Raw genomic sequence first — 15,632 nt, forward strand, 5'->3', positions numbered from 1 at the left:
CTGAATTCCGCAAATCGAAAGCGCTCGGAACCGGCGTCTCATTTCGCCGGAAGATCTATAGGTTGCGCGTCAGTCACGAGGTACCAGTAGATGCTGTTCCCCTCGATTTTCGACCAGTCCGCGGTGGTGAATTTCCAGGCCTTAACTTTCTGGTCCAGCATGACATGGGCCGGCACGATGAACTGGTTATTGCTATCCAATCCCGCCTCCATTCTCGGGGCAACTATAAAGCCGAACGGCAATTGCGGAACCTTCTCTTTGAGAAGAGGTTGATAAATTTCATTATTGCTCAGCGCGACTATTTTGGCGAACTCCGTCAAGTGAAGGCTCGGCACGTCCTTCCTCAACGGCTGGTCATCAGCAACAACAAGGAAGCCGGAGATTCGCTTCCCTCCAAATACCAATTGCTGGTTTGGAACAGCCTTCGCCGTTATTGCGGGCCGCGAAACCCGATGTTCGATCCACGGAATCGACAGGAGAAGCAGCAGAGCGGCGGCGAGGCCGCCCCACCACTGCCTCGCTGGTCGCTCCATTTCGGTCACGGTTTGAATGTCTCGGGTAAAAAGTCCGGAGACTACCAGCGTTGCTATCAACGGGTAGCTTCCGGTCATGACACGCATGCCGTCATCATAATAGACGAATGCCGACGACACCCAAATCGCAAGCATGGAAAACAGCCAGAACAGTGTTTCCGCACCAAAGGCACGGCACACGATCAAGATGACCAGGCCGACCAACGAAACCGACAAGAACAGAGAAGTCGGAAGCCATCTCGTCGGCGGCGAAGTGAGGTAGCCATTCAACATGACCGAAGGCAAAGCCCGTGCAAACAATGCAGCGCTGACGGCAAGACGGCGAACGATGGTTGCCGGGTCTTGCACGATATTCTCCACGGCCTTGGCATACAGGAAATCGGTCTGGGCTTTCTCGGCGTTGCCGACCTGCTTCAGCTGAACCGCATATCGAACAGGGCACGACGACCAGTCCTGCCCAATCGAAAGTCCGCAGATGACATAGGCAAAATTGCTGCCTGAAATGTCGGCGCCCCTGCCATAAATCTTCTGCAGCGCAAAATTGGTCGCAAGGCCGGTGCCGACAATTGCGATCAGGATGACACCGATCCGGAACTTGTTGCGCCAACGATCCCCAAAGCAGCACATGACCCACAACAGCAAAGCCGGCAGCAGAAACATCGCGCCCATTCGCGTCATCAGCGCCATGAAGGTCCACGCCACGCCCAGCAATGCAAATTGCAGCGACTTACGCCTGAACGATTCCACAAAACAGGCGACAGAGAGAAAACTCCAGATAAGCCCGAGTGGTTCGGTAAGACTGGTGGCCAGGAACGAGCGGCAGAACATCAATGAGAGCGCGACAAAGGCAAGGCATGCCAGCGGGCCGCGCCAAATGAGAATCGATCGCGCCGCGACCCAGACCGCGGCCGCACACAGGATCACCTGGATCAGCAACATCTGGGCGTAAGAGAACCCGGCCGCCCCCATCAATATCGATCTGAAAGCTGCGGCAAACGGCCTGCGCAGGGCCATGCCGTTCCAGTAACCGTCCCTCGCCTGATCCTGAGCAGCGGCGAAGTAGCCGTGGGCATCCGAAAACGGAATGAGGCCACCAATGCTTGCGCCGTTGAAATCTCCGGGACGCGGCAACCCCGCCCACGTCCCGCTCATCGAGAATATAAACAGACACAGCGTGAGCGGCAGCCCCCAGAATTGCAGAAATTTATCGAGCGATTCCAGTTCCAGCTCGTACGAGCGAGCCCCTATCATCGCGGACAGCCAGGTCGCCACGGCGCACAGGCTGGTTACTAGCAGCAGGAAATGCGCCGCGTAATGATCATGCTCGCCTGCGGCGCGAACCCAATACCCCCAATGAAAGATGGCTGCGGTCGGAAGCGCGTAGCCATCGACAAGAGCCGCAAGGCTGGCAACCACATAGGCCAGCGACGCGGCGAGGCCAAACCACATGGCAGCCCTCAACACCAGAAAGGGCACTCTCAAGAAGTTGGGAACCGTCATAACGGCAATTTCCTGAAATACGACGCGCGCCGCAGCGATCCATACTGCCGCCGAGCAACCGCATGTCTGGTGACCGGCTTGTTCAATTGATCACGCTCGAAGTCATGATCTGCCGGCTTCGAGCTCGTAGACGTCCATGGTCGCTGCAATCATTCGCTCGACGGAGAATCGTTCCTGAACGAGTGCCGGACCGAGCGATTTGGTTCGAGCGAGCGCTTCGGGGCTATCGAGAAACCGCAGCACGGCTTCGGCAAATGCCTGCGCATCCTCTCCCGCAACAGAAGCTCCCGTAACGCCTTCATTGATGGTTTCCGCACAGCCTCCCACCGCGGCGACAACAGCGGGTACGCCGAAATGCTGCGCCTCGATCGATACGTTGGGCAATCCTTCGACGCGCGACGTCAACAGAAACACCGTCATCGATGGCCATACTGCGCTGATGTCGCTGACAAGGCCCAGAAGCGACAGATGCGCGCTGATCCCCAATTGCTCGGCGCGGCGCTCGACGTCTTTCCGCATCGGACCATCGCCCGCCCACACGAAATGGACATCCGGGCGTTTCTTCAGGATGTTGCTTGCAATTTCAAGCCAGAGATAAGGACGCTTTTCCTCCGCAATGCGGCCCACTGTGCCGACAACACGTTTGCCCTCTCGCACACGGTTACTTCCGGCATCCGCCGCTGCAGACTTGCCATCTGACGAAAAATCCAGCCCGTTCGGTATCACCTTGATGCGTGCAATCGGCAGCTGGAGCCATTTGGCGTAGTCACGGGCGCCTGCGACACTATTGTTGAGAATGGTGACCTGGGGAAGCTTCGCCAGTTCGCGATAGGCCTGCCACATATACGGTTGGTAGAACTGAAAATGGAGCGGCGACAACGACCTGCAGCCCAGCACGATTTTCGGAACGCCGGCTATCACCGCCCCTATTCCAGCCGCGATATTTGGTTCGTCCAGCCACGCATGAACGATCGCGGGACGCTCCGTCAAAAACTTGTTCGCGAAAAACAGGATGAGATCCACCAACTGCGGATCTCGACGAAACGCGGACCGTATCGACTGATCGTAGCCTGCAACGCCCTGATTCAGTCTTTGCTGAACGCTGACCCGGTCCTCGACAACGATGCCTGCGGCTTCGAGTTCGCTGGCAAAGAATCGGTTTCCGCCGGTCAGAGGCGACTGACAAATAATCGAGACGTGACGGCGAGAGCGGGAAGATATCCCCTTGGCCGTCAGCGAAAGCTGTCGTTCCGAGCCGCCCGCGCCAAGCGAACCGGAGGCATAGACGATCGGACCATCGGCCTGGATGCGATTGATCGGAAAGCTCGATAATTGCAGTCGGGAAATGGGAGCGCCGACAATTCTTTCGGAGAGCCTTCTAAAACCGGCGTTTCCGCTCTTCGCCAACAGCTGCAGCAATCGGTCCGTCAGACGGAGACGACCGCGAACGTCCCGACCGATGAACTGGAGCGTGGATATTGACTCCGACGTCGGTGGATGGCGAGAAACCTTGACGATCCGAAGCGCGCCGCTTCGCAATACCGCGACGGCCCAGCGCAATCCCGCGAAATCTTCGGACCAAAAGATCAGTGCTGTTCGGAGCCGAAACGCAGAGCCTCCCAATCTTCGGATGTCTCTTACACCCGGTGATGTCTGCGAAATCACCTGAGTGACACGGGGCTCTCGCCGTAAGCGCTCGAAGAGAGCGTCCGAGACCGGGCCCGTCAACACCAATACCACGGCCTCACTTCGCAAACGGCTGATCTCTTCCGACATACGATCGACGATTGCCTGCTCCTCCGCGATCAGGGCGGACGCCTCTCGCGCCTCGTCAGGTCGTGTAACTGGCTGTGCCATCTTCAGGCTGATGTCGTCTGATGAAACGTTCGCGGCTCCAGGCCGCACGAGAAATCCACGGAACGCCTTGGGAACGATGCGCGGTCCGCCCGTTTCGATCTATCCGGCTTCTTCGCCGAACCCGGCCGGATGCACGAGGACGGAACCATCGCTCGATGCGCCCTCTTCGTGGCCAGGCAAAAAATAGCCGGGGCTCCTGTACTCTCGATATGAGCCGTACTCACCATAGGGTTGTATCCAGAGGGAACAATGAACGCGTCAGGATGACATTCCCGAGCGTTCCGCTCAATACCATCTCATCTGTCGGGAGGAAAGGTCGGCAGCCGAGGCCCCATGGAGGACCACGGCCATTGCCAAACCGACTTCATGGACGTCGCACCGCGTCGAAAAACGCCTGATGGCCCCGATGTCCGGCCGCTATTCCGTGTCGGAGCCCTATGGCGGGTTCAACCTCTGCGTGACGGCCTCACTTTGGGTGCAACAGTCTTGCAACGATGTGGTGGTTGGGATGATCGGCGCGCCCGAACTCGCGAAAGCCCTCTTGCCAGAGCCAGGTCTCGATTTCGTGCAGCGGATAGGTGTCGTTGATCCCCGGAGAAGCGGCATCGAACCAGCCTCCGGCGTCGGGGCCCTTGACCCTTTCAATGTAGTCGTACCGCTCTTTCAGATCCATGCCGGCGGTGGCGCGACGCAGCCGTTCGACTTCGACATAATAGTCGAATCCACCTGGATCGTTCGAGTTCGGTTCCGCGTACAGCATCAGGAAGATGTATCCGCCCGGTTTGACCAGCCGGGCAATGTTGCGGAATGATCCATAGGTGTCACCGGTATGGTGAAGAACGCCGAACGACCAAACCAGGTCGAAGCTTCGATCCGCGAGGGGGAGAGGTTTGGTCAGATCGTGCTGGAACACCGTTACCTTGTTCGCGAACTCGGAACACGCGGCCTTTGTGTGTTGCACGCCCGCCATTGATTGATCGACGGCAGTAACCGCGCATCCGAGTGATGCCAGAGCCCAGGACCACCGGCCGGACCCGCAACCCGCATCGAGGGCTTGTTTTCCTTGGAACCATTCGTCCGGCAACCGGGTGAACGAGCGAACCGAATTCCGCTCGCGCTCCTTCAGTTCGGGCCGGCTCTTGGTCCAGTCGCCGTCAGGCGTATCGGACCATTGATAATCGAAGCTGTCCCTTGTGTCGCGTTCGATCGGAAATGTGTTGATGCGATCAGCCGCCAGGTGACGCACGATCGAGCGCAACCGGCTTACCTCGAACTGCAAATAATCTATTTCAGATCGGACAGTATCCGGAACTTGTGCAGGACCAGCAGGAGCTGCGTTGTCCTTGACGCCCTGGAGAAGAGTTAATACCCGTCGGCCTATACCCATAACCGTACCAGCTCACCTTAGTTGTTACGATCGCCGCAGGCGATCCGCTCGTCACTCACGCGACCGAGACTATCATGCGAGGATAACGAAAGTAACTTGCTCAGCCAACCCAACGCCTCATTCGGGATCTGACTGGTTCTATCGTCATTGATTGAAGGCGCACTAGGGCGACCGACAGCGCGAGCGTGAGCAGAAAGCTGATCGCCAGGAACGCCCCTCCGAGCGGCTGCAGACCTGGTAGCAGCAGTTTTATGATGCCGGCACACAGAAAATGCAGCAGGAATATTGGATATGCCATGTCGCCGAGCCACCGATCATGCTGCGTCTCCGACGACTGGGTTGCGGTGACCACGAGACCGACGAACAGAAGTATCGGCAGATAGAACCCGACCATGAGCCGGTCTAGTCCGACCGACTCCAGCAGCATCGGACTAAAGCAAAACAGCAGCAACAGGGGCCAGAACGCGAGCGGCGGCAACCGAAGCCAATGCAATGATTCTTGATACCAGTACACCAATGCTCCAATGCTGAAGAACAGTGAAGCCGCCACGATCGGATAGTAGCGCTGCCCGAACGGAACGCCGGATGCTATCAGCCAGGCGGTATAGATCACGCTTGCGCCGAACCAGGCGATCGAGACATAGCGATGGCGCGACAGGCCGGCGACCATGGCGATGTAAAACGCGAACTCAACCGTCAGCGACCATGCGGGCGGCACGAGAATTACCTCGGAGCTACCGAGATCGACGAGCGTCACGTTCTGAAACAGCTGCTTGATGTCAGGTACGGCAACCAGCGAATAGGGTCGAAATGCATCTCCGTACGCCACGATCAATATCAACGTGGTGAAAAGACAGAACCAGTAGATCGGGTATATTCGCAGCGCGCGATTTGCAAGATAGCGAGCAGCGCCTCGCAGCGAGAACCCATACACGTCGTGCAGGACTTTCGTCATGAGATAGCCGCTGATCATGTAAAAGGCCGTGACGGCGTGCGCGCCAACCTTGTTGGCTGTGGGCAGCCACAAGTGATTGAGAACGACCAGAGCGGCCAGAATGAAACGTACGGTCCCCAGCATCCGGTCAGAGCCATCGCTCGCGCCAAGCCTGGAACATCAGAATGCACCAGATCGGATATGCCCAGGTTTCCCCCGACAGATGGCGGTTCCACATGGCGCGCACGGCCTTGGCCGCGAAGATACCCTCTTGCTCGAGCCGCCTTTCATCGATGAGCGCCTCCGCCCAGTCGCGCAATGGCCCGCGCAGCCAGTGGTCGATGGGAATGCCAAATCCCATCTTCGGCCGGTCGATGATCCCGCGCGGGACATGTTTGTAAAGCACCTGGCGCAGCGCCCATTTTGCGTCGGCGCCTCGGACCTTCATGTGCTGCGGCAGCCTCCAGGCCATTTCGACGACACGATGGTCAAGCAGAGGCGCACGGATTTCGAGACTGACGGCCATGCTGGCACGGTCTACCTTGGTCAAGATGTCGTCGGGCAGATAAGTCATGAAGTCGATCATCTGGGCGCGTTGAACGGGATCCGCGTACTGCGGCGCCAGCGCCCCACCCCAGATCGGCGCGAGCTGCTCCTCCGGGTTGACCAAGAACTCCGATGGCGGCCTGCCTTGCGACGCCAGCGGCAGGTAGCGATGTTCAAACGTCATGGCGCCCTGGCGCGCCAGCCGCGCCTCGCCTCGTGCGGCCCAATTTCCGATCCCCGCCCTTCGCAGCAGCGCGAATGCGCCTGATTGCAGCGTCCTCAAACCATCGGAGGCGGCAGTCCCCAGGAGCGGCGGCGTCGGACACACCGTCGTCATGGCTTGCGCCTGTGCGTACCGGCCGTAGCCGGCGAAACTCTCGTCACCACCATCGCCGGATAGCGCCACGGTAACGTGCTGGCGCGCAAGTTTCGATACGATGTATGTCGGGATCTGCGAGCTGTCGGCGAAAGGCTCGTCGTAGATCTCGGGCAGTTTTGGCACGACCTCGAGCGCCTCTTCGGGAGAGACGTAGAATTCGCGATGCCGCGTACCAAGATGTGCGGCCACGGCCCGGGCGTGCGGCGCCTCGTCGTAGCCGTCGACATTAAAACCAATCGAGAATGTGTTGACCGGCTTGGATGACTGCGCCTGCATCAGCGCGACGACGAGCGAGGAATCGATCCCACCCGAGAGGAACGCTCCAAGCGGAACGTCCGAAACCATGCGCCGCTTGACCGCGTCGGCCAGCAACCGCTCGAGCGCGTCGATCGATTCCTCTTCCGTGACGGAGCTTCCGGTCCGCATGGCGTCGGCAGCAACATCCTCGACGCGCCAGTAGAAGCCGATCGTCAACTCGCCTTCGGCATCAAGTCGCGCCCAGCCGCCCGGCTCGAGTTGACGGACCTTGCGGTATATCGACAGCGGATGTGGAATGTAGCCGAAGCGGGTGAATGCGGCGATCGCCTGTGGATTGAGCTCAGCTTCGAAGTCGGGATGGACGCGCAGGGATCGCAACTCGGAACCGAACATGCAAGTTCGTCCGAACTGTCCGATATAGAGCGGCTTTTTTCCGAGCCGGTCGCGCGCGAACCATGTCATGCGGGTTTGTCGATCATGGACGGCAAGCGCAAACATGCCGATTGCCCGCGAAAGCGTGGGCTCGACGCCAATTCTGGCGATACTCTCGATCAGCACTTCGGTATCGGAATGGCCGCGGAAATTCAGCCCGGGCCGAGCTACGTCCCGCCGCATGTCCTCGGCATTGTAGATTTCACCGTTGAAGACGATCATCCAACGCCCGCAAGCCGATTGCATCGGCTGATGACCGGCCGGCGTCAGATCGATGATTGCGAGCCGTCGAAAACCGAGGGCAATGCCGCTCTCCGGATCGGCAAAACAACCGTCATCGTCTGGCCCACGGTGGACCATCTGATCGGCCATCAAGCCTGCGATCCGTCCCAGTTCGTCAGCGCCCCGCGACCGCGAGACATCGACGAATCCAGTGATGCCACACATGTCTCCCCCCCAACGACCACGCGACATCAGCGAAACATCGCATCAAAACGAAGCGGTGCTTTAGCCACCTATTTTGGGCGATCCGATGTACATAAGATTGGCGTTCCTGCCGCTTGGAACGAGATCGCAATCATGCCCCTCGGAATTGAGCAGGTGTTACGGACAGATAGCGAAGTCTTCAATGTCGGTCAATTGGAACACCCCACTCAGCGGAGCGCAGATACTGGTTTTGCGCTACGGAAAGCGTCATTCGACACCATCGTCATCGGCATGCCGGAGCGGGGCTTGATCCGCCCTCGACACCTGTCACCACGTATGATAGCGACCCTTTTTGCAGCAAAGGCGAACTAGCCCCGCAGGGACATCCTTGGTGCTTCTGCACGGTTAGCTCGTTGTTTGACCGGGGACGCGACCACGAGCATGAGAGTTAAAGTCATCAATGCTGGGCGACGGTCCTATCTGCCATCGTTCTCCGAGGTGTTGGACCACCGAGAACTGATCGTACTTTTCGTCGATCGCCATATCAAGAGCCGCTATCGCCAGATGGCACTCGGCATAGCCTGGGCATTACTAGAGCCGCTGTTTCAGCTTCTATTGATGTCGATTGTGTTCGGCTTTCTGCTACGCGTAAACACGAACGGTTATCCCTACCCTGTTTATGTGTTCGCCGCGTTGATTCCCTGGCAGCACTTCACGCGAACGGCAATGTCGGTGACTGGGTCGCTGCAGGATAACCTCACCCTGATTTCGAAGGTCTATTTTCCGCGGATTATTCTTCCGATCGCGGCGATGGCCCGTGAAATGTTCGACACCGCGATTCAGCTGGCGATCCTGCTGATCCTGGCGGCCTTATACGGTTACTATCCATCCCTCAAGCTGATGCTCCTGGCGCCCGTGGTGCTGATCGCGATCTCGCTTGCCGGCGCTGGCCTCGGGTTATGGGCTACCGCGATCGTCGTCCGCTTCCGAGACGTTCGCCCTGCTTTGTCTATCGCGCTGCAAGGTGGGCTGTATCTCACGCCAATTCTTTATGCTGCGAGCGTGGTGCCGCAGAACCTGCGCTTTCTGTACCAGCTGAATCCGATGTACTGGGGTGTCGAGACATTCCGCTGGCTGTTGATCGATCAACCCCTCGTCTGGGACTGGACCCTTCCCGTTTCGCTGATGTTGACCGCAATAATGACCGCACTCGGCATCGTCATATTCTCCATCAACGAGAGAACGACCGTCGATGTCCTCTGAAATCGCGATTCGGTGTCAGGGGCTCGGCAAGCGTTATCTTGTTCCCGCGCGTCGACGTGGAAGCACGATGGAAAATCTCGTAGGGCACTTTAAGGAATATACTTCGCTGGTCGGGCGCGATGAGGCGGACTATTTCTGGGCGCTTCACGAAGTTGGTTTCGAGGTCAAAGCCGGCGAGATTCTCGGCGTCGTCGGCCGCAACGGGTCCGGCAAAAGCACGCTGCTAAAAATCCTGTCGGGTGTGACTGACCCGACTGAAGGCTCCGCAGAATTACGTGGTCGCGTGGGTTCGCTGCTCGAGGTTGGCACCGGCTTTCATCCCGACCTGACGGGGCGCGAAAATATCTTCATGGCGGGAGCCTTGCTTGGCCTGAACCGGGCCGAAATCGTCAAACAGCTTGACGAGATCATCGATTTCGCCGGCATCGATCGGTTCATCGACGCTCCGGTGAAGAGATATTCGAGCGGGATGTACGTGCGCCTCGCATTTTCGGTGGCCTCGCTGCTGCGCTCAGACATCCTGATTCTCGATGAGGTACTGGCTGTCGGTGACAGCGCCTTCAGGGAAAAAAGTGAAAAGAACATCAACAAGATCGCCAACGACGGGCGAACGGTGCTGCTCGTCAGCCATAACATGCAGGCAGTTCGTCACATGTGCGAGCGCGCCATCGTCCTGGACAAGGGACGGCTCGTCGCAGATCGACCCGCCGATGAGGCGGTAAGCCACTACCTGCGCTCGATCCATCCCGACGAGGGGGCAGACTTGCGGAATTTGCCGCCGCTGGTCGATCTTGCCGCGGTGGAGACCGAAGATTGGCCGCGTCCCTTCAAAACCATCAAATCAGTTGAGACCGCTACGCCATCCGGACCGACGCGCGTTTTCCAAACCGGCGAGACAATGTTGATCCGCATCGCCTACGAGATGCCGAGACTGATCAAGCCGTGCTACTTCACTGTTTTCGTCGTAAACGACGTCGGCGAGCGCATGTTCGTCAGTTACAGCTACCATGATCAGGAAAGAACTGAATTTCCGCAGAGCGGCGTGATCGAGTGCCGCATCGATGCATTGCCCCTGCTCGATGGAACCTTTCATATTGATCTCGATTTTGGTGCAGTTGAAGGTCTGGGCGGCCTGCGCTATCTCGACTATATCGACCGCGCGACCACGTTCGCCGTCGAACAGGGAAATTACTTAAGCATCAGGCCTAACCTGAAGAACCAGGGTTTATTTGCACTGCGCAGCCGATGGCTCGACGTTGGCTAAACCAGACCTCCTAGAGGTCGCAAAGGACTCGCGTGGCCCTTACTGTCGTTTCAATCGCGGAAATCGAGCCCGGTGACTGGGACAGTCTTGTGCGAAGTTCGCCGGACGGTTGGGTTTTTGGCCTGCGCGGCTGGCAACAGCTTGTCATCGAAATAGAGCCCTGGGGATTTCAGGAACTCGGATTTGGTCTGGTGGACGGGAACGAATTGGTCGCCGTGATGCCGCTGCACTTCCAGCCGTCAAGCAGGGTTGCAGCATCGAGCGGCTGGGGTGGTGCGGGTCCGATCGTTGCCGACGGCATCGCGCCAGCAAGGCGCGCATCGATCATCGCTGAAGCACTTGGCGAGGCGATCAAGCGCTCGACGGCCAGCGGCGCGGTCCGCCTCGACATCGCATCGTCTCCTGTCACGCGCCGGGCCATCTCGGGAGATGGGGACGATGGGCCATACGCAGCTTCCGGATTTGTCGACCGATCACTGAGGTCACAGGTCATTGCGCTCGACCGCAGCGAGCAGGATATATGGATGGGCCTGTCGAAAACCGCCCGCAACCTCGTCCGTCGGGCGGAAAAGGCAGGGTATCGCGTCGAACAGGTCGACTGGGAGGTCAATCTCGATGCCTACTACGACATGCACACCGAAACCTACCTGCGGACTGGTGTGACACCGCACCCGAAGTCATATTTCGCGGGCATCGCAAAGCATATCGCGGCGTCCGGCTCGGCTCGGCTGTTTGCGATAGTGACGCCCGCCGGTGAGCCCGTTGCATTTCACAACATGGCGGTGCTCGGCCCCGGCGCGTTTTATCATACCGGATGCTCGCGCGAGATCGCGGGAAGCGACGGCGCCGGTTATTTGCTGATGTTTGGGGCCATCAATGCCGCGCGGTCATCGGGTGTAACACGCTACGACTGCGGCTGGATTTTTCCCGAGGCCGGCGAGGGAAAACAAAAAGGTTTGACCTTGTTCAAAACCCGCTTTGGCGGTGAACCGCGCCAATCGTTCCGGGCCGAATTGTCGTTCGCCCAGCAGAGCAGCGCCGTCCAGCACGATTCCGTACCGCCAAGTCCTATCCGGCGGCTCGGCTCCTGGGTTACGCGGCTACGGCGGAGAGCCGGATCATGAATACTGCGTCAACCGACAAAGCGATCAAGGAAGCTTACGAAGCTGGCAAGATCTATAAAACCAGCACGATTTGCGCACATGCGGACCGCAACTCGCCCGAATATGCGCGCCGGCAATTATGGGAAAAGATCGAACTGGTGCGAAAGCATGCCCGGCCGGGCCGTCTGGTCGACCTGTGCTGCGCCACCGGCGTTCACCTGATCGAACTTGCCGACTTGTCGGAAGATGCCGTTGGCATCGATTTCACCGCGGCCTTCATTGAGAAGGCGAAAGCCGATGCCACCGCCGCAGGTCTCGATAACCTCCGGTTCATGGAAGGCGACGCCAAGGCAATTCCGCTCGATGGCGGAAGCGTGAGCACACTGTATTCGTTCTCCGCTCTCTACGTTATCCCCGACCTGAACAAGGTGATCTCGGAAATCGCCCGTGTGCTCGAGCCCTCGGGTCGCTGTGTTCTGGATTTAGGCAACTCGCGCTCGCTGAACACCTACTGCGTCAGCAAGTACACCGAGCTGCCGCCGTCTTTTCATTTGCCGTTGCCGACCATCCTGAAAATGCTTTCCGACAATGGCCTGTCTGTCGTCGAACATCGCGCCTTTCAACTCTTGCCGCTTTGGGCGGACCGGCCCAACTGGCTTTGGCCCCTCCTCCATCCGAAATGGAAAACACTGATGGGCCATCGCGTACGTGATCGCATGATCGATGAATGGATCAGCAGTCTTCCGGGACTGAAGAATTTCGCGTTCCGTCACTTAGTCGTCGCCGAAAAACGTTCCTAGGCACCACGTTCGTACGAGAGCACCGTGATTCAGCCCCAGACTTCTTTCCTTCCCGAAGAAGAAAACGCTATCGTCGACTATCTGACGACGCTCTATCGCGGTGTGTTCACACCTGAAGCGATCCGCACCCATCTTGCCAGTCACGTGGGCTACGACTTCGCCGACTATGCCCTGGCGGTGACGGCGCCTCACCTCCCGCAACAGGCCAAGGTTCTCGATCTCGGCTGCGGATTCGGCAGCTATGTGATCCGGGCGCGCGAATCGGGGCTCGACGCGGTCGGCGTCGAACTTTCCGCATTCGAGATAGAGTTCGCCAAACGGCGGCTACAACGTCTGCGCCCGGCGGACAACGCCGACGAGATTTTCAAGGTCGCAGACGCCACCCGAATTGAGCCGGCCGGGGGTGCATTCGATGCCGTGACGCTCTGGAACGTGCTGGAACATATCGAGGACGCCGCCGCCATCCTGCGTTCCGTCGATCGGCTCTTAAAGCCCGGCGGACAGGTTTTCATCGTTTGTCCCAACTACGAGGCGACCCGTGACGAGGCGCACTATCATGTGCCCTGGAATGCCGATCTCTCGCGGGATCGTGGCAAGGCTGTCAACTATCTGCGCTCGCTCGGTCGCGATCCGGCCTTTTTCGAGACTTCGATCTATTGCCGGACCAACCGCGAGGTTATTGGTATCCTCGAGAAACTTGGATACACCCTCTTCGAACTGTCGCCGCGGCGGCCGATTTCCTATCGTCCGCGGCATTTGGTATCGATTCTTCGTCAATGGAAAGCGGTGCAGAACGCCCGCAGCGACTTCAAGCATTCCGTTGAGGTTGCCGCGGTAAAGGCCTGCGCATGAGCAAATTGCTTGTCATCATTCCCGATCGCATCACCGGCGTCGTCGAGAAGGGTGAGTATCAACCCAATTACTACAACCCCGGCGATCTCTTCGACGAAGTTCACCTGCTTCTGACCAATGACGATCAGCCTGATATCGCCAGTATTCAGCACACTGTCGGCCGCGCCAAACTGTACATCCACAACTACCCGGACGATCTCAATCTGGTCGCGAAACACCATCGCCTGCTGACGCCCTTCCGGCTAAAAAAATGGGCCAAGGGTGGCGTAGAGATCGCGCGCCGCATCGCACCTAGCATGATCCGGTGCCATGGCGTCGACTGGAACACCTATCTTGCCAGCCGCATCAACAAGGCGCTCGGAATCCCCTACGTCACCTCCATTCACATCAATCTGGACGAAAACCCCAATCGTCGCTTCAAGGGCGGCAACCTCACGCCGGCGCAGGCGCAACAGAACGCGTTCTATGAATATCTGGAGAGCGAGGCGCTGAAGCGGGCCCATCTGGTCATGCCGGTCTACAAGCCGATCCTGCCCTATCTCGCCCGCAAGGGAATCTCACGGGTCGAGGTTTGCTACAACATTCTCGATGGTACGAACCTGAAGGAGAAAATCGACTACCGGATCAATGGCCCGGCGCGGCTGCTCTATGTCGGGCGCTTGTTTGCCGAGAAGGATCCCTCCAACATCATTCGTGCCGTTGCCGGGATGCCTGACGTGCATTACACGATTGTCGGCGACGGTCCGCTGCGACCACAGCTGGAAGAGTTGGTCCGTCAACTGGGCGTCGGCGATCGCGTCACATTCCGGCCGGTCGTCTTCAACGCCGAGCTTTGCCGCATGCTTGCCGAATACGATCTGTTTGTGATCCATACGGAGTATTTCGAGATAGGCAAATCCCTGCTCGAGGGCCTGCTCGCGGGTCTCCCGGTCGTGATGAACGCAAGGCAGGGCTTGCCGGTGCCGGAACTCCAGAACGGCATTGTAAAACTCGTTGCCAACACGGTAGAGGATTATGGCAAGGCTATCCGGGAGCTTCTGGCAAGCGAAGAACGCAGAGCCGCGCTTGGGCGCGGGGCGTTTCGCAAGGCACAGGAAGAATATGCGCCCGCGGTAACCGAGCGGAAGGTCGTTGGCATCTACAAATCGATCCTTGAACGCACATGAATGATCCGCTCCAGCGGTTGCGCTGTCCTCACTGCCGCGAAGGCAAGCTCGTTCCCGCCGAGGGCGCGCTGCGGTGCGTCGCGTGCACGAAAATTTCCGCCCTCGAGAACGGCGTTGCCGCACTGGTTGCCGATTTCGGTACACACGCGGCCGAACTCGAGCGCGCGCGAACCATAAACCCGCTCTGGTATGTCGAAGAGCAGCTGCCCGAAGCCACCAGCCCGTGGCGCCACCATTTGAAGAAGCGGCGCCTCTACGTCCAGAAACTGCTCGGCAACGAGCTGAAGCGGCGCGGGACCGACAAAGTACCCGCCCTGCTCGATCTGGGTTGTGGCGACGGCAATCATCTCAAATGGCTTTCGGCTTACGCCGAAGCGAGCTACGGCTGCGACTACAATCTGGTGCGACTTGCCCGCGCCCGTGCACAAAATCCGCAGGCAACGATCTTCCTCGCCGATATTCTGGACTTCCCCGCGTTCGACGGCTCGTTCGATGTCATCTTCTTCAACCATGTCATCGAGCACATCAGGGACGACATGCGGGCCCTGCAAACGGTAAAGCGGCTGCTTGCGCCCGGCGGCCTCCTCGTTCTCGGAACACCAAACGAAGGCGCATGGTGGTGGCAACTCGCCTACAGGCGGGATCCCCAGTCGATGGAAACAACCGACCACGTGCACTTTTACACGGCTGAGACGTTGACGGAGCGGATGCGCGCGACCGGACTTGTGATCGAGGAAGTCCACCACATGGGATGGGGTCCCCCGGATTGGCGGCTCGACGGCCGGATTCGTAAATACAAGATTGTCGACGACGCCTTCGAATGGTTTGGGCGCGCGCTGCTGCCAAGGCAGGCATCGTCACTCTACGTCGCAGCCCGCCCTGCGTCAGTCGCGTGATTGCGCCAAACTGCGCGGGTAGCTAGAGTTTAAATC

The 15,632-nt window shown here is 58.7% G+C and carries 12 protein-coding genes; 7 read left to right on the forward strand and 5 right to left on the reverse strand.

Translation table 11 applies throughout. The features are described from left to right. Nucleotides 1-38 precede the first annotated feature (38 nt). The 5 genes from JQ567_RS03630 to asnB all read right to left on the reverse strand — a co-directional run bounded on the left by JQ567_RS03630 (nucleotide 39) and on the right by asnB (nucleotide 8,300). Entirely contained in the window at nucleotides 39-2,033 is a 1,995-nt protein-coding gene (locus JQ567_RS03630) for a hypothetical protein (protein WP_212437522.1), read from the reverse strand. Nucleotides 2,034-2,135: 102 nt separating this feature from the next. Continuing rightward, a complete protein-coding gene (locus JQ567_RS03635; RefSeq protein ID WP_212437523.1) occupies nucleotides 2,136-3,890 on the reverse strand; it encodes a glycosyltransferase in 1,755 nt (584 codons plus the stop codon). Nucleotides 3,891-4,356: 466 nt separating this feature from the next. Further along, nucleotides 4,357-5,277 (reverse strand): bifunctional 2-polyprenyl-6-hydroxyphenol methylase/3-demethylubiquinol 3-O-methyltransferase UbiG, encoded by a 921-nt coding sequence (locus tag JQ567_RS03640; RefSeq protein WP_212437524.1) that lies wholly within the window; start codon nucleotides 5,275-5,277, stop codon nucleotides 4,357-4,359. A 100-nt stretch (nucleotides 5,278-5,377) separates the two neighbouring features. Beyond that, on the reverse strand, nucleotides 5,378-6,355 hold the full coding sequence (locus tag JQ567_RS03645; RefSeq protein ID WP_212437525.1) for an acyltransferase: 978 nt from the start codon (nucleotides 6,353-6,355) through the stop codon (nucleotides 5,378-5,380). A 4-nt stretch (nucleotides 6,356-6,359) separates the two neighbouring features. Beyond that, entirely contained in the window at nucleotides 6,360-8,300 is a 1,941-nt protein-coding gene (gene asnB, locus JQ567_RS03650; RefSeq protein WP_312017339.1) for an asparagine synthase (glutamine-hydrolyzing), read from the reverse strand. A gap of 393 nt (nucleotides 8,301-8,693) precedes the next feature. On the opposite strand from asnB, the gene JQ567_RS03655 reads away from it, so the two are divergent. The 7 genes from JQ567_RS03655 (at nucleotide 8,694) to JQ567_RS03685 (ending at nucleotide 15,596) form a co-directional block, all read left to right on the forward strand. Continuing rightward, a complete protein-coding gene (locus JQ567_RS03655) occupies nucleotides 8,694-9,515 on the forward strand; it encodes an ABC transporter permease (protein ID WP_212437527.1) in 822 nt (273 codons plus the stop codon). Nucleotides 9,516-9,582: 67 nt separating this feature from the next. Next, complete coding sequence (locus JQ567_RS03660) at nucleotides 9,583-10,779, forward strand: ABC transporter ATP-binding protein (protein WP_212437528.1); 1,197 nt, start codon at nucleotides 9,583-9,585, stop codon at nucleotides 10,777-10,779. A 32-nt stretch (nucleotides 10,780-10,811) separates the two neighbouring features. Continuing rightward, nucleotides 10,812-11,903: a lipid II:glycine glycyltransferase FemX gene (locus JQ567_RS38015; RefSeq protein ID WP_212437529.1), complete on the forward strand. Its 1,092-nt coding sequence runs from the start codon at nucleotides 10,812-10,814 to the stop codon at nucleotides 11,901-11,903. Further along, a complete protein-coding gene (locus JQ567_RS03670; protein WP_249165208.1) occupies nucleotides 11,900-12,682 on the forward strand; it encodes a class I SAM-dependent methyltransferase in 783 nt (260 codons plus the stop codon). The genes JQ567_RS38015 and JQ567_RS03670 overlap by 4 nt, the downstream gene beginning before the upstream one ends. A gap of 24 nt (nucleotides 12,683-12,706) precedes the next feature. Beyond that, nucleotides 12,707-13,534, forward strand: coding sequence for a bifunctional 2-polyprenyl-6-hydroxyphenol methylase/3-demethylubiquinol 3-O-methyltransferase UbiG (locus JQ567_RS03675; protein ID WP_212437531.1), 828 nt, complete (start codon nucleotides 12,707-12,709; stop codon nucleotides 13,532-13,534). Continuing rightward, nucleotides 13,531-14,700, forward strand: a complete 1,170-nt coding sequence (locus JQ567_RS03680) for a glycosyltransferase (protein WP_212437532.1) — start codon at nucleotides 13,531-13,533, stop codon at nucleotides 14,698-14,700. Before JQ567_RS03675 ends, JQ567_RS03680 begins: the two co-directional genes overlap by 4 nt. Continuing rightward, entirely contained in the window at nucleotides 14,697-15,596 is a 900-nt protein-coding gene (locus JQ567_RS03685) for a bifunctional 2-polyprenyl-6-hydroxyphenol methylase/3-demethylubiquinol 3-O-methyltransferase UbiG (RefSeq protein WP_212437533.1), read from the forward strand. The genes JQ567_RS03680 and JQ567_RS03685 overlap by 4 nt, the downstream gene beginning before the upstream one ends. Nucleotides 15,597-15,632 lie beyond the last annotated feature (36 nt).

Origin of the sequence: Bradyrhizobium sp. AUGA SZCCT0431 (assembly GCF_018131065.1) — a bacterium.
In the GTDB taxonomy this organism is placed as follows: domain Bacteria; phylum Pseudomonadota; class Alphaproteobacteria; order Rhizobiales; family Xanthobacteraceae; genus Bradyrhizobium.

Bases quoted from the DNA above. Each gene is read 5' to 3' on its own strand.
- JQ567_RS03630 (WP_212437522.1), bottom strand. From the start codon at position 2,033: ATGACGGTTCCCAACTTCTTGAGAGTGCCCTTTCTGGTGTTGAGGGCT.
- JQ567_RS03635 (WP_212437523.1), bottom strand. From the start codon at position 3,890: ATGGCACAGCCAGTTACACGACCTGACGAGGCGCGAGAGGCGTCCGCC.
- JQ567_RS03640 (WP_212437524.1), bottom strand. From the start codon at position 5,277: ATGGGTATAGGCCGACGGGTATTAACTCTTCTCCAGGGCGTCAAGGAC.
- JQ567_RS03645 (WP_212437525.1), bottom strand. From the start codon at position 6,355: ATGCTGGGGACCGTACGTTTCATTCTGGCCGCTCTGGTCGTTCTCAAT.
- asnB (WP_312017339.1), bottom strand. From the start codon at position 8,300: ATGTCGCGTGGTCGTTGGGGGGGAGACATGTGTGGCATCACTGGATTC.
- JQ567_RS03655 (WP_212437527.1), top strand. From the start codon at position 8,694: ATGAGAGTTAAAGTCATCAATGCTGGGCGACGGTCCTATCTGCCATCG.
- JQ567_RS03660 (WP_212437528.1), top strand. From the start codon at position 9,583: ATGGAAAATCTCGTAGGGCACTTTAAGGAATATACTTCGCTGGTCGGG.
- JQ567_RS03670 (WP_249165208.1), top strand. From the start codon at position 11,900: ATGAATACTGCGTCAACCGACAAAGCGATCAAGGAAGCTTACGAAGCT.
- JQ567_RS03680 (WP_212437532.1), top strand. From the start codon at position 13,531: ATGAGCAAATTGCTTGTCATCATTCCCGATCGCATCACCGGCGTCGTC.
- JQ567_RS03685 (WP_212437533.1), top strand. From the start codon at position 14,697: ATGAATGATCCGCTCCAGCGGTTGCGCTGTCCTCACTGCCGCGAAGGC.